Source organism: Psychrobacter sp. TWP2-1-2, assembly GCF_049896785.1.
In the GTDB taxonomy this organism is placed as follows: Bacteria; Pseudomonadota; Gammaproteobacteria; order Pseudomonadales; family Moraxellaceae; genus Psychrobacter.
Genome location: NZ_JAFCVA010000001.1, coordinates 259874 through 273920 on the forward strand (window position 1 = coordinate 259874; position 14047 = coordinate 273920).

The window sequence follows — 14047 nt, forward strand, 5'->3', positions numbered from 1 at the left end:
GATAGCAGCAATCACAATGAGCATACGGATAGCGATATTGAGAACGCTTGAAATCGAAGGCTTCAATAAATCTAAAAGGTCTAATAATGAGTGAGCAACTAGCATGGACAGATGCCGCATGGAAGGACTACCTATACTGGCAAACCCAAGATAAAAAGACACTCAAACGTATTAACAAACTCATCACCGAATGTAAGCGTAATCCGTTTGAAGGCATTGGCAAACCTGAACCGCTAAAAGAAAACTTATCTGGATTTTGGTCAAGACGCATCGATGACGCCAATCGGTTGGTGTACGCCGTTGATGATAACTATTTGACGATTATTTCGTGTCGCTATCATTATTAACGGGCGTTCTTAGTCGTTCATGTTTACTTACTGATGGCAACATATCCATTCTATATCCATTCTTATAACAATATAAAAAGGACTTAATACAGTGGCTAAGACTAATTCTCAATCAAACACTCCTTTCGCTCCACAACTATCTGTCCCAGCCACCTATATGCGTGGCGGCACCTCAAAAGGCACATTTTTTAAACTGTCTGATTTACCTGAGCGTTGCCAAGTCGCTGGCGAGTCGCGTGATAATTTCCTATTGCGGGTTATCGGTAGCCCTGATCCTTATGGTAAGCAAATCGACGGCTTAGGCAATGGCAGCTCTAGCACCTCAAAAACAGTCATCTTATCTGAGTCTTCTAGATCAGACCACGATGTGAACTACTTGTTTGGACAGGTCAATATCGCCAAGCCAATGATTGATTGGGCGGGTAACTGTGGCAATTTGACCGCAGCAGTCGGTGCCTGTGCCATTAATATGGGTCTGGTCGATGCCGACAAAATTACTAATAGTATTGATGAGAATGCGGACAGCGGTATTTGTGAAGTACGCATTTGGCAAGAGAATATTGGTAAAACGATTATCGCTCATGTACCTGTTTATACTGATGGGCAAGGAAAAGTGCAAGTACAAGAAACCGGCGATTTTGAACTAGACGGTGTGACCTTCCCTGCTGCTGAAGTCAAAATCGAATTTATTGATCCCGTTGATTCATCAAGCGACATGTTCCCCACTGGCAACTTGGTCGATGATTTTGATGTCTCTGGCTGTGGTCTAAATACTGATAGTGTCAAAGCAACCTTTATCAGTGCAGGTATTCCAACCATCTTTATGAAAGCAGAAGATTTAGGCTTTACTGGCACTGAGTTGCAAGGTGATATTAATAGCGATAGTGAGCTACTTGCCAAGCTTGAAAACATCCGTGCCAAAGGCGGCGTTGCGATGGGTTTATTTGAAGACGTCAGTGAAGCACAAACCAGTCAACATATTCCTAAAATCGCTTGGGTTGCTCCTGCGCAAAGTTATACCGCTTCAAGTGGCAAAGCCGTTGAGGCGAATGAGATTGATTTAGTTGTACGTGCCATGAGTATGGGTCAATTACATCATGCGATGATGGGCACAGCAGCGGTTGCAATAGCAGCGGCAGCAACGACACAAGGTACATTGGTCAATGAAGCGGCAGGTGCAGGCGAGCTGACCGAGGTGCGTTTTGGTCATCCTTCAGGGACACTACTCGTCGGTGGAAAAACCGAGCAAGTCGATGGACGCTGGCAAGCCAAAAAAGTCTCGATGAGCCGCTCGGCACGCCGTATTATGGTTGGTGAAGTGTTTGTACCAGCGGATAGTTTTTAACCATTAGCTTTACTCTCGCCATATATCATTAACATCCCGCCTATAGTGACTAAGGCTAAACCAGAGATTTTATAGATATCTATTGTTTTAACCTCTAAGCCAAATAAGCCAGTTTGGCTTAGAATCAAGGCAAAATACATTTGCCCTAGAAAAACCCAGAGCAATGTATTACCTGCGCCTATTTTTGGCGCAGCAATAAACATAAACAAGATATAAAAGCTGCCCAAAAATCCTGGTAACCACATCCACCATGTCGCATTTTCAATTATTGGCGGCTTGATACCACCACTCATCATATATGACAGCACTAAAGAAGCCAATGCACCTCCTAAGTATAAATAAAAGGTAGACTGGATCTGCGAGGCTTGCGTACTTTCTCGAAAAGCGTTGACAATAGCCAGCTGTAGCGGAACAATGGCACCGCCTAACAGGCTAATCAAGATATAAGGAAGCATTTTCAAATGGCTTCTACCAAAAGAGAACAAAGAATGGTTCTACATAATACCAAACTTTATTTCAATAATTTAATATGAATATGATTTAGTAAAATATTAAAATCCATGAGCTAAGTTTTTATGCCAACATCTTCCCAAACACGCCGTATGCCCTTAGATAAAAAACCGCCAGTCGAGAAGAAAGAACGGCGGGCGCTGCTGTGGGATATCCTCAAAAAGCTTGCCGTTTTTGCCGCGCCATATAAAATTTTAATTATTGCCACTTTGATATTGACCGTACTGGGTTCATTTACTGCTCAGGTCAATGCCTTTGTGCTGCGCTATGCCGTTGATACCTTGACCGAAATCGCTACCCTCGCTGAGCCTTGGGAAGCTGGCGTGCGCATGCTAGGTATCATCAGTGCCGTACTCTTAACTAAAGAGATACTGTCGATATTCATCTCTTTTGGTCAGCGCTTTTATGGTGAAAAAATTCGCATCAATCTCTCGCGTGATTTATCGCAAAAAATCATTGAGCGCATCCTCACCTACCGCATGGCATTTTATACCAGTAGCGAAAACGACAGCGGCAAGTTGCAAACGCGTATCGACTATGGCGTTAGTAGTCTTACAAGCTTAGTGCAAAACTTCTTTATCGATATGCTGCCATTGTTTGCCAGTGCGATCGTCTCACTCATCATTATGTTTTCGACCAATTTTTGGATAGGCTTGGTCGGTCTTATTATCATCCCGATATATTTCTTCATCAGCCAAAAACAAGCACGGCGTCTACAAGGATTCCGTCGGCAGATGCGTGGCTATAGAGAAGCCAAAAGTGGCTTGGTTATCTCCTTGATCAACTCCATCAGCGTGGTGAAATCCTTTGTTCGTGAGTCGATAGAAGCAGAAAAGCACTTAACCATTCAAAAAGACATGACTGACAATCAGCTGCGCATTCGCAGTATTGGTTTTATTTATGATGCGATAAAGACCTTTATTGAGCAAATTGGTGTGGTCGTTATTATTCTACTGACGTCCTACTTTGTTTTAAAAGGCGAGATGACCATCGGTATGATTTTATTCCATGTCATGCTATTCCAAAACGTCGCCGCCCCTATCCGCCAATTGCATCGTATCTATGATCAGATTAATAATGCCCTGACTTACGCTGAAGGCTTCTTTGATATATTAGAAGATGAAAGCCAAGTTGAAGATATCACGGGCAGAAGTAGTAAAAATTTAAAAGGTCATATTGAGCTGAAAAACGTCGATTTCACGTATCCGAATGGCACGCAAGCGCTCAAAGATGTCAGCTTTACTATCAAGCCCAATCGTATTACTGCGCTGGTGGGTTTAAGCGGTGCTGGCAAGAGTACGGTTATCAGCTTATTGGTAAAGTTTTATGCGCCAGATAGCGGCACCATATGGCTAGACGGACATAATTTAGCCGACTGCGATACTCATGAATTGCGTCAAAATATTGGCTTGGTACTACAAAGTAATCATATATTTTCGGGGACGATTAGCGAAAATATCCGATATGGCGATATGAATGCGACAGATGAAGATATTATTATTGCAGCAAAAAAAGCCTCCATTCATGAGCAAATTATTAATTTAGCAAAAGGCTATGAGAGTACAGCAAAGTCATTGTCTGGTGGTCAACAGCAACGTATCGCGCTGGCACGGATGTTTTTAAAAGATCCGCCTATTGTGTTTTTGGATGAGCCAACCGCTAGCCTCGATGCCATCGCCAGCCAACAAGTGAAGAAGAGCCTAGATCTCATCAAAAAAGATCGTACCGTGATTATGGTTTCGCATAATATTGCCCAAATTATCGATGCGGATGACTTGGTCGTGATAGAAGATGGTCGCGTGGTTGAAACCGGTACGCATGAAGCGCTATACGAGAAACATGGCAAGTATTTTGAGATATTCAATGCCATGTCGGATAGCCTAAATTTGGATAAAATCAGCCAGACTCTAAAGGGTTAGGAATGGTTAATGTGTGCCTAAATCGTTATAATGCCAATCTTTTACCGCCTATTTCCAGAAGCTAGCCCACTATGACTTGTGAATTTTCTATCAAAACCTTTGATGAGCTGACCTCAGTTGATCTCTATCATATTTTAAAAGCCCGATCACAAGTGTTTGTGGTTGAGCAAAACTGCGCTTATCAAGATATGGATGAGGTGGACTTTGATTGCCTACATCTGATCGCGCATCAAAACGAGGCGTTGGTAGGCTACTGCCGTATCATTCCGCCTGAATTTAATAAATTAAAATCCAATCTATCGGTCGCTGACCCTACGATTAAGACCAATCATACTGCTATGCCTGCCATCGGTAGAGTGCTGGTATTATCAGAGCACAGAGGTGACGGTATAGCGCGGCAGATGATGATTCATGCCATTGTGCACTGCCGTAAAAAATATGGCAAGAAGCGCCCAATTATACTCTCTGCACAAGCCTACTTACTTAGCTTTTATGAGTCCTTGGGGTTTGTACCTGAAGGCGATCATTATCTCGAAGACAATATAGAGCATGTAAAAATGGTTCTATACGTTGCCAAGAAAAACAAAGTACAAAAAGAGCGTACTGAGTCTGCCTCCACAACGAACAAAGCATTAAGTTTTCTGCTGTTTATCATGGCGGCTTTATTTGTGTTAGGTCTTCTATATTTGATGATTTAAGCGAGCCGCAAGGTTTTAATTTTTAACATAATTCAGTTTGGTTGTTTCATATTGAGTATGCTACTTTTAAATGATGGCTAATTTAAAAAGATGACCGAGATAATAGGTCAAGGAAATAGCATACTCAAGGAAGAGGAGACAACCATGTCAAATGATAATTCAGATACAACACATTCAAATAAAAATGATGCAACGGTAGAAAGCAATGTCCGTCCAGAATATGACATTGAGATTCAAAAGATTGCTGATTATGTACTTAATTATTCGATAGATAACGACTCCCCCAATAGCGCAGATGCTTGGAATACTGCGCGTCATTGCTTGATGGATACGCTTGGCTGCGGCCTGCTTGCGCTACGTTTCCCTGAGTGCACCAAGCATTTGGGACCTGATTGTGCCGATCAGCTCACACCTAATGGCGCGCGCGTTCCGGGTACAGCCCACAGACTAGATCCTATCAAGGCCGCCTTTGATATCGGCTGTATGGTGCGCTGGCTCGATTATAATGACACGTGGCTGGCTGCTGAATGGGGGCACCCTTCGGACAATTTAGGCGGTATCCTAGCAGTCGCCGATTATATCAGCCAACAAAATGTCAGTCGCAATCATCAGCCATTAACCATGCGTGAGGTGCTTGAGGCTATGATTATGGCGCATGAGATTCAGGGGGTAATTGCACTCGAAAACTCATTCAACCGTGTGGGTCTTGACCATGTGTTTTTAGTTAAATTGGCCTCTACCGCTGTGGTCGCCAAGCTCTATAAATTGCCGCGTGAGCGTATTATGGCGGCAATATCCCAAGCAATCGTCGATGGTCAAGCGCTACGTACTTATCGTCATGCACCCAATGCCGGTAGCCGTAAATCTTGGGCGGCAGGCGACGCTACCAGTCGCGCAGTACGCTTGGTTGATATTACTCGTCACGGTGAAATGGGTATCCCTGGGGCACTCTCTGCACCGCAGTGGGGGTTTTATGATGTATTGTTTAGCCATAACAATAAAGACTTAGCCCTCAAACCTGCAAACGAACGCCGTTTTACTTTCCAGCGTGAGTTTGGCAGTTACGTGATGGAAAACATCTTATTTAAGTTAAGCTTTCCTGCCGAGTTTCATGCGCAGACTGCTTGTGAGGCTGCTGTAATTTTACATCCACGTATTGACGATAGAATCGACGATATTGAAAAAATTGTCCTGACCACTCATGAATCCGCGATTAGAATCATCTCTAAAGAAGGCACATTGGCCAATCCTGCGGATCGAGATCATTGTTTGCAATATATGGTCGCGGTGCCTCTACTAACTGGCGATTTAATGGCAGAAAATTATGAAGACGATTATCATGCACAGCACCATGTGTTAATTGATGGTCTACGCCGCAAAATGATCGTAGAAGAAGATGCGGGTTATTCAAAAGATTACCATGACCCAAGTAAACGCTCGATTGCCAATGCCATTCAGATATTTTTTAAAGATGGTAGCAGTACCGACAAGGTTGTGGTCGAATACCCTATCGGACATAAGCGCCGCCGTACTGAGGGCTTGCCAATATTAGAAGCCAAATTTCGTGCCAGTTTAGCAACGCGATTTATCGACAGTCGCTGTCAGGATATTTTTGCGCTTTGTAGCGATCAAAAACGCTTAGAGCACACACCTGTACATGAGTTTATGGACTTGTTTATGGCGAATTAAGCATTTGCCTATTTGAAAATTACCTTTATTTTATCAATAACATAGGGCGTGTCATTGTCTTTAATATAATGACAACGACACGCCTTTTTTTATTTATTAATAACTAGCTTCTAAAAACTACCAAGGTATGGATTCCCCTGCCCAGTCAACAAAACTGCCTGATTGCATCGCCTTCATACGGTTAAGCACTTCTAATAAGCATTCCGCACTGTAGGCTGGCGAGAACAACTGACCTTCGGCCACATTACCTTGAAAAGGGGCAGATAGTTGCGTATTTACCGTTCCTGGTTGCATGACAACCACGCACACGTCTTTAAGCGAGCGACTCCATTCAATACTCAGGTTTTTCATGCCCATATTGAGTGCCGCCTTACTCATACGATAGCTATACCATCCGCCCAGCTGATTGTCACTGATACTGCCAACGCGCGCGGAGATCGTCGCAAATATTGCGGGCTTGTCATTACTACGCGCAGATTTGGCTAATAGTGGCCTAAAATGCTTGGCAATAAGCAAGCTGGCTAAGGCATTCACTTGCATGTTTTGTAAAAAGAAATCAGTCTCAACCTGACGCAGCGCTTTTTCTGGCTGCTGCGTCGCCGTATGTAATAACCCTGCACAATTGATAATCCAATCAATATGAGTGGTTTGCTGCTGAATAACCTCGGCTGCTTGTTGGATACTCTGTTCGTCGCAGAGGTTCATGGATATCCAATGCAGATTGTCAGCCTCAAAATCAGGTACATTGCGATGATAAGTCGCAAAGACATGGATACCTTGTTTTCCACCATTATCGGTATTCGCATGCTCATCCTTATTGTCACTGGCAGTACCATTTAATAAATGTTCAATCATCGCTCTACCAATGCCGCCTGTACCACCAACGATTAGATATGTTCTATTATTCATGATGATTCCTTTTTTGGATTTTCTTTAACAGCGTTTTTTCACCCTCTGTTCTTTTACACTATTGTCATTATCATTTTGTTCATTATTCATTTTGGCTGATTTTTATTGTCTTTACCATGATAAAAATGCTTAATAAATGTTCATTTTTTAACATTTGGCGAAGGCGTGTCCTCATATATACGCTACAATAATCAAGAATTATCTCCTACATAAACGCCTTTATATGGATGTTATCGCATTATGCTATCACCCCAAGATCAATTGACTGAGTTGGTACGCACGCTTGAGACGCAGCAACATGTCTTTGCCACTGACCCGCTACTTATCACGGAAAAGCTACAAGGTGAGGATGGCAAACCCATTCAAAAATTGCACCGCCGAGCCTCACGTATCGATAGTAACGGTGCGCTGGCACGAGTATTGGGCAAAATTGACGGGCGTATTAAAGGCATCATGGTGGTCATGAGCGTGGTGTGGTGTCTCTCGGGATTTTTGGGATTATTCACCTTACTACAGACCAATGTGGTGAATTTCTTTTATGTATTGGTTTGTTTGCTGGGTTTTCATACCATTATGCTGTTAGGCTGGCTAGTCATGACTTTGATTAATCAAGGTAAGCAGTCGTCAAATTGGTTTGCCAATTTTGTCAGTCCCAGTTATCTGATACGTGGCAAGGATGATGTTACCAAGGCGGCAGTCGACTTGTACGAGCGCCAATTACAGCATAGCGGGGTGCGCTGGTATTTGGGGCGATTTAGTCATCAGTTATGGCTGGCAACGTTGACGGGCATGCTGCTGGCGATTATTTTTCTGTTGATTGTGCGTCAGTATAGCTTTAGCTGGGAGTCGACTTTACTATCCGATCAAGCACTAATTACTTTGACACAGGTACTTGGCTGGTTACCAAGTATGGTGGGATTCGATGTGCCAGATAGCAACGCTATTGTACAGAGTCGCTTGGTGACTGATGCGATGCCATTGACTGTCGCGCGGCAATGGGCAGGCTTATTGGTTGGTAGCTTGCTGATGTACGGTATTGTGCCAAGAGCGATTGCTTGGGCGTTTTGCGCATTGATGTTCCGTCATAAAAAGATGCGTTTGGACATCAAGCAGCCTTATTATCAAAAGATTTTAAACTTTTGGCAACGTCAGGTGGTAGATGCTGATGACTTTAAAGAAGTGCCTGCGTCTATTGCGCCAAAAGCAGCGGTCAGCGCTGGCAAGAAGCTGGTTGCTTTGCTTGAGTATCCATCAGAGCAGGATAACTGGTGGCTTGCAGGTCTGGATGCCAATATTAATAATAGCGAGATAGAGAATTTCGGTATCGTTGATGATCGTGACGATATGGCACGTCTGAAGACGTATTTAGACAATCATCCAGTGCAGGTCTTACTTGGTATTCATCATAAGGCCTTACCTGACCGTGGTACATTGCGTAAACTTGATCAAATCGCTGCTCACGCCAAAGATGGGCTGATTGTGCAGCTGCTGAGTGATGCAAGCGCTTTAGACTTAACCAAGCAGGTTGCAGACCATCAAGATGTTCGTTATCAGCAGTGGCAAACCGCACTCTCTGCCCGCAACATTGGTCTAGTGAATACTTGATTGACTAGCCAAAATGGGATTATCAGTTACTTAAGACAAATGGTTAGTATTAATACCGAAATAGCACATAATTTGTTCTACAATAAAAGCCACTGTATGTTTTGGTCATTAATAAATATAAGACGATATTATGAATAATGATAATAAAAAAGAGAATTATGAACACAATAAGCCTGCTGGTCTCTTTGCAGATAAGGCTTATGAGGCAACCTCTAATACCGCAAACAGCACTTTAAAATCAGCTGTAACTCAGTCAGTGGAAACTCAAGACAATCAACCTTTATCAACTGAACCATTAACAACAACGACAAGTATGACAAGGAAAACCATCGCCAGTGGTGAACCGCTAAAATTGGCCGTCGTTGGTCATACCAATACGGGCAAGACATCCATACTGCGTACACTATTGCGTGACGTCTATTTTGGTGAAGTCAAAAACGAAGCCGCAACTACCCGTCATGTAGAGCAAGCCAAATTAACAGACAGCCAAACGGGCGAAGTGTTGGTGGTATTGTATGACACACCGGGTTTAGAAGATGCGTCAGGATTGATGGATTGGTTAGAGGACAATACCGCCAGTCGGCGTGATGGCATTGAGCGTTTGCAACAGTTTTTGGCAGCAGACATTGCCCAAGGTGGTGATGCGCTAAATATAAATAGCAATGAGGACTATAGCCAAGAGGCCAAAGTGATTCGGCAGCTGCTGGCAAGTGATATGGCCATTTATGTCGTCGATGCACGTGAGCCAGTACTCGGTAAATATAAAGACGAGTTAGCTATTTTATCTTGGGCAGCGATTCCTGTTATGCCAGTATTTAATTTCACTGACGCTCAGGATGCCAATATCGACGAGTGGCAGACTATGCTGGCACGTCGTAATTTGCATATTTCGACGCGTTTTGACTCCGTGGCTTTTGAGTTTGCAGATGAAATGCGCTTATGGCAGAATTTAGCCACCATGCTTACCCACTCTGAGATGCTTGAGCAGTTGATGGCACGTCGTACTGAAGACTGGGCACAGCTAAATGACGAGGCCAATATTATCATTGCTGATTTTTTAATCAATGTTGCTGCTTTTGTTCGTGAGATTAGTGAAGATGACGACCCAATGCCAGTATTACAGCAAATGCAAGAAGCTGTTCGCCAAAGCGAACGTGCGATGCAGAACAACTTGCTCAATTTATATAAGTTTTATGACAATGACGTAGCAGCAACGCCACTTGAGCTAAAAGCTTATCAACAAGATCCGTTTGACCCTGAGCTGCTAAAAAGTTACGGTATTCGCACCACTTCTGGCGCGGCAGCTGGCGCGTTATTGGGTCTTGGCATCGATGCTGCAGCACTTGGCACTACTTTAGGATTAGGTGCTGCCATTGGCGGTATCGCAGGTGGGCTGTTATCTAATACCAGTAGTATTGCCGATAGAATCACTGGGGTAAAACGTTTATATATCGATCCTGCTACTTTAACGCTATTAGCCACGCGAGCGATAGATTTACTCACCGCCCTGCGCCATCGCGGTCATGCGGCAACCGATGCCACGCAATTGCTGTATAAAGGTGAGAAATCCAGTATTGAACAGTCGTTAGATGACGAAAGCACCACTGTCACACCATGGCCAACACATAAATTGCCCAGTGAGCTAAAAAAAGCTCGTGGTAAACCGCAATGGTCATCACTCAGTAGTGGTAAGTCTGAACAAGCGCAGCTATTACGAGCAGATATGGCATGGTCGCTGGCAAGTAAGCTACAGTCATATAAACCTGAGTAATTATCGTCAAGTTTGACTAAAGTTGTAGATGTTATTATTTAAGTACTGGTCGCAATAGAGCACCTAGTGCAACAGTACCGCGTACGTCCGTTTGCTGCAAATAAATGGGATACAGCGGATACTTGGGAAAGCTTTGCTCAATATCTTGCATTAGCTGTTGCTGGCGCTCAGCTCGATGACGCCAAAACGTATCAGACTGAATTGGTGCTATCAACTGATTAATAACGATGGCGGCTGGCATGAGCTTACTGTCTTCTAACTGCTCTATCGCTCGCTTTGTTTCAGCCAGTGGCAATACGTCAGCCGTCATAACCAATACAATGGCGGTTTGTGTACGGTCATGCAGTAGCAACCCTGCCTGACGAAACAGCTGCTTGCGTTTTTCTAGTACGGATACTGCCTGCTCCCAGCGGTCGGATTTTTTTTCGGCAAATGGATTGGCTAAGTCATTTTTGTTATTGTGTGGTTCATGACTGCCTAAATGATTTGCCACTGAGCGAAGTTTTGCTTGCCTTCGCTGCTGAGCGAGCAATCCATCCGTCCATGCCCCCATCATCTCAGGCAGGACTAATAAACGCAGTGTATGTCCCGTCGGTGCGGTATCAAAAATAATATGCTCATAGCCGGCATCTGCTGCTGCAACCAAGTGCTGGCACATAGATTCGAGCATCGCGGCTTCTTGTGCACCAGGCGCTGATTTTGATAGCCGTAGATGCTCGCGAATTTTTGGCATCATGTCTGGGTTTGCATAGGAAGTAATGGTGCGTTCAACTTGGGAAAAATGCTCATCGACGATGATATCAGGGTTTAGTTCAATAGCATCTAGACAAGAAGTTACTGCTGTTTTTTGGTTTTTGAGCGGGACGTTTAACACATCGCCCAAGCTGTGTGCTGGATCGGTCGAGACAATCAGTGTCTTTTTGCCATGATTGGCATAATAGCTGGCAAGTGCGGCGGCAGTGGTGGTTTTACCGACACCGCCCTTGCCACCGATAAATATAATCGGTTGGGTTGCCAGTTGCTCTACCAATGCGGGTAAAGGGTGTAATGCCATACTTATATCTCATTTTGATGAATTCAAAGGAAACTAACAGCAACCTACGTGGTCAAAAGGGCATCTATCCATGCCCATACGTGTATGCCATTCATGGAAGTTTTCTAAAAACAAAGGCTGCAATTCTAGCGTATAAAAGCTGGCTGGATTATCGATACCTAAGCTTTCCGCAAACATGAGTAGCATAAAAAAATCTTCCTCATCACGCGCAGCGCGTGCCATCGTTTGACGATAAGGCGCATGATAAAACTCGTTTAACCCAGCCGCAAACCGTTGCCACCATGGCGCAATATTTTTTATAGATTTTGTTATATCTGCCTTTTCCATAATGACCCTTATTTTGCGTATATTTATTATCTATCATGCCTATATGAGACAAAAAACGCCAGCAATTGCTGCTAGCGTTTTATCTGACATTTCATTAATTATTTAAGAGGGTTTAGAGATTACTTTTGCCTCTGTGTATCGACCATTCTTTACGGAGTACTGATAAACTCTCAAACGTTACTAAGATTGTGGCTATCAAGATAATGATATCCATAATAATAAGTAACCAGTTACCGTCATTGAAAAAGGTTTTTAGCTGAATCAATAACGCAAAAACCGTCATGACCAGTAAGAATGACAATGGCCCCAAGGTATACCACACAGGTCTGCCTTTACGTAACAAGATAACAGTGACAATCATCAAGGTTAATGCAGCCATTAGCTGATTCGTCGTGCCAAATAACGGCCAAATAATCATACCGCCAGCACCATCGATGCCACCAGCACCAAAGGCTAATAACAAACAGCTACCAACGGCAAGCAATGTTGCCACCACACTCTTATTCAGCACAGGCAGTTTATAAATTTCACCAAATTCTTGGAAAATATAACGTTGCAAACGTACCCCAGTATCCATCGTGGTACCAGCGAACAAGGCTGCCATTACCGTTAGCATCGTCTGCGATAAAACCATATCAATGCCGACGCCTGCATTCAGTATGGTTGCACCGCCATCAATAAAGGCACCAATAGAGCCGTCGCCAAATTTTTGATAAACGGCTTGCCAGTCGCCAAGGGTTGCAAAGCCCGCCGTTGCCGCAAGTATCGCACCCAGTGCCAGCATCCCCTCACCCATGGCACCGAAGTAACCAACGAAACGTACATCCTCTTCTTTATCAATCTGCTTAGATGTCGTACCCGTTGCTACCAAACCATGAAAGCCTGAAATTGCACCACAAGCAATGGTCACAAACAATAAAGGCACCATAGATGGTGTACCGATTGGCAATGCCGTGTTTATCGCTGGCGCGACAATATTCGGCGTCGCAATAAAGATGGCAGCGTATAACAAAATCAGACCGACAAATAATTGTAAGCCATTGATATAATCGCGCGGCTGCAAGAGCATCCAAACCGGTAATAAAGAAGCGATTGCCGCATAGGCGAATAAAATAATAATCCAAACAGCATTGTCAGGTAAGCCTAAGAATGTCTCAGGTAATACGACAGGGAACATAGGGCCAAGATAGATAAGCCCATATAAAGCTGTGACCCCAATGATTGATACCCAAACCAGATTCATCTTATAGCGATAAATACACTGACCGATAATAAAGGCGACTATCAAAGCCCCCCAAACAGGTAGCACAGCGGATGGGGTTTTTATCATCATATTAGCAATAGCGACGCCGAATACCGCATTTACCATGAGTAATAATAAGAAAATAACGATCATCATCAAGCTACGCACACGTGTACCCATGACGGTACCGGCAATCGAACCAATCGACTGACCTCGATTGCGCATACTAGCCCAAATGGCTGACATATCGTGGACACCTGCCATAAAAATCGTGCCCAATACTACCCAAATGATAGCAGGTACCCAGCCCCAAATAACGGCAATGGCAGGACCAATAATCGGAGCCGCTCCTGCAACTGAAGTAAAATGATGTCCCCATAGCACGTATTTATTGGTGGGGATATAATCCACCCCATCTTTCATAGTATGCGCTGGCGTGGGGATACTGTTATCCAATGCCAAGATTTTAGTAGCGATAAATTTTGAGTAAAACAGATAACCGCAAAGCATCGCGGCAACAGCAAACACTAGCACGATTGCACTATTCATCTTATCTCTCCTTAGACAAGTAATAGGTAGCCTTATAAGTTCAAGCTTTTTAATTTAGAATATAAAAAATATGTTAAATTA

The 14047-nt window shown here is 43.7% G+C and carries 12 protein-coding genes; 7 read left to right on the forward strand and 5 right to left on the reverse strand.

Annotated elements, in window-relative coordinates; genetic code table 11:
• The first annotated feature begins 86 nt into the window (after positions 1-86).
• Both ACP7AE_RS01070 and prpF read left to right on the forward strand, forming a co-directional pair.
• A complete protein-coding gene (locus tag ACP7AE_RS01070; RefSeq protein WP_037025847.1) occupies positions 87-347 on the forward strand; it encodes a Txe/YoeB family addiction module toxin in 261 nt (86 codons plus the stop codon).
• Positions 348-438: 91 nt separating this feature from the next.
• Positions 439-1692 carry a 2-methylaconitate cis-trans isomerase PrpF gene (gene prpF, locus ACP7AE_RS01075; RefSeq protein WP_201539057.1) on the forward strand — a complete coding sequence of 418 codons (1254 nt, stop codon included), beginning with the start codon at positions 439-441 and terminating at the stop codon, positions 1690-1692.
• On the opposite strand, the gene ACP7AE_RS01080 is transcribed toward prpF, so the two are convergent.
• Positions 1689-2153 carry a DMT family transporter gene (locus ACP7AE_RS01080; RefSeq protein ID WP_426241058.1) on the reverse strand — a complete coding sequence of 155 codons (465 nt, stop codon included), beginning with the start codon at positions 2151-2153 and terminating at the stop codon, positions 1689-1691. The genes prpF and ACP7AE_RS01080 overlap by 4 nt on opposite strands.
• 141 nt (positions 2154-2294) lie before the next feature.
• Here ACP7AE_RS01080 and ACP7AE_RS01085 point away from each other — a divergent pair, with 141 nt between their 5' ends.
• The 3 genes from ACP7AE_RS01085 to ACP7AE_RS01095 all read left to right on the forward strand — a co-directional run bounded on the left by ACP7AE_RS01085 (position 2295) and on the right by ACP7AE_RS01095 (position 6508).
• Complete coding sequence (locus ACP7AE_RS01085) at positions 2295-4121, forward strand: ABC transporter ATP-binding protein (RefSeq protein ID WP_426241169.1); 1827 nt, start codon at positions 2295-2297, stop codon at positions 4119-4121.
• Positions 4122-4192: 71 nt separating this feature from the next.
• Entirely contained in the window at positions 4193-4819 is a 627-nt protein-coding gene (locus tag ACP7AE_RS01090) for a GNAT family N-acetyltransferase (RefSeq protein ID WP_426241059.1), read from the forward strand.
• A 144-nt stretch (positions 4820-4963) separates the two neighbouring features.
• Complete coding sequence (locus ACP7AE_RS01095) at positions 4964-6508, forward strand: bifunctional 2-methylcitrate dehydratase/aconitate hydratase (protein WP_426241060.1); 1545 nt, start codon at positions 4964-4966, stop codon at positions 6506-6508.
• A 117-nt stretch (positions 6509-6625) separates the two neighbouring features.
• Here the strand turns inward: ACP7AE_RS01095 and ACP7AE_RS01100 are convergent, their stop codons facing one another.
• Positions 6626-7417 carry an SDR family oxidoreductase gene (locus ACP7AE_RS01100; protein WP_426241061.1) on the reverse strand — a complete coding sequence of 264 codons (792 nt, stop codon included), beginning with the start codon at positions 7415-7417 and terminating at the stop codon, positions 6626-6628.
• A 240-nt stretch (positions 7418-7657) separates the two neighbouring features.
• Between ACP7AE_RS01100 and ACP7AE_RS01105 the strand changes: the two genes are divergently transcribed.
• Both ACP7AE_RS01105 and ACP7AE_RS01110 read left to right on the forward strand, forming a co-directional pair.
• Positions 7658-9022, forward strand: a complete 1365-nt coding sequence (locus tag ACP7AE_RS01105; protein WP_426241062.1) for a DUF2868 domain-containing protein — start codon at positions 7658-7660, stop codon at positions 9020-9022.
• Between the two features lie 130 nt (positions 9023-9152).
• On the forward strand, positions 9153-10793 hold the full coding sequence (locus tag ACP7AE_RS01110; RefSeq protein WP_426241063.1) for a DUF3482 domain-containing protein: 1641 nt from the start codon (positions 9153-9155) through the stop codon (positions 10791-10793).
• A 34-nt stretch (positions 10794-10827) separates the two neighbouring features.
• Here ACP7AE_RS01110 and ACP7AE_RS01115 read toward each other — a convergent pair whose 3' ends face one another.
• The 3 genes from ACP7AE_RS01115 to ACP7AE_RS01125 form a co-directional block, all read right to left on the reverse strand.
• Positions 10828-11847 (reverse strand): ArsA family ATPase, encoded by a 1020-nt coding sequence (locus ACP7AE_RS01115; protein WP_426241064.1) that lies wholly within the window; start codon positions 11845-11847, stop codon positions 10828-10830.
• 33 nt (positions 11848-11880) lie between these two features.
• Positions 11881-12174, reverse strand: coding sequence for a cory-CC-star protein (locus ACP7AE_RS01120; protein WP_201539064.1), 294 nt, complete (start codon positions 12172-12174; stop codon positions 11881-11883).
• A gap of 112 nt (positions 12175-12286) precedes the next feature.
• Entirely contained in the window at positions 12287-13966 is a 1680-nt protein-coding gene (locus ACP7AE_RS01125) for a carbon starvation CstA family protein (RefSeq protein WP_055125815.1), read from the reverse strand.
• Positions 13967-14047: the final 81 nt, after the last annotated feature.

What these genes read in the sequence shown, in the direction of transcription:
- ACP7AE_RS01070 (WP_037025847.1), top strand. Translation starts at nt 87, where the DNA reads ATGAGTGAGCAACTAGCATGGACAGATGCCGCATGGAAGGACTACCTA.
- ACP7AE_RS01085 (WP_426241169.1), top strand. Translation starts at nt 2,295, where the DNA reads ATGCCCTTAGATAAAAAACCGCCAGTCGAGAAGAAAGAACGGCGGGCG.
- ACP7AE_RS01090 (WP_426241059.1), top strand. Translation starts at nt 4,193, where the DNA reads ATGACTTGTGAATTTTCTATCAAAACCTTTGATGAGCTGACCTCAGTT.
- ACP7AE_RS01095 (WP_426241060.1), top strand. Translation starts at nt 4,964, where the DNA reads ATGTCAAATGATAATTCAGATACAACACATTCAAATAAAAATGATGCA.
- ACP7AE_RS01100 (WP_426241061.1), bottom strand. Translation starts at nt 7,417, where the DNA reads ATGAATAATAGAACATATCTAATCGTTGGTGGTACAGGCGGCATTGGT.
- ACP7AE_RS01105 (WP_426241062.1), top strand. Translation starts at nt 7,658, where the DNA reads ATGCTATCACCCCAAGATCAATTGACTGAGTTGGTACGCACGCTTGAG.
- ACP7AE_RS01110 (WP_426241063.1), top strand. Translation starts at nt 9,153, where the DNA reads ATGAATAATGATAATAAAAAAGAGAATTATGAACACAATAAGCCTGCT.
- ACP7AE_RS01115 (WP_426241064.1), bottom strand. Translation starts at nt 11,847, where the DNA reads ATGGCATTACACCCTTTACCCGCATTGGTAGAGCAACTGGCAACCCAA.
- ACP7AE_RS01120 (WP_201539064.1), bottom strand. Translation starts at nt 12,174, where the DNA reads ATGGAAAAGGCAGATATAACAAAATCTATAAAAAATATTGCGCCATGG.
- ACP7AE_RS01125 (WP_055125815.1), bottom strand. Translation starts at nt 13,966, where the DNA reads ATGAATAGTGCAATCGTGCTAGTGTTTGCTGTTGCCGCGATGCTTTGC.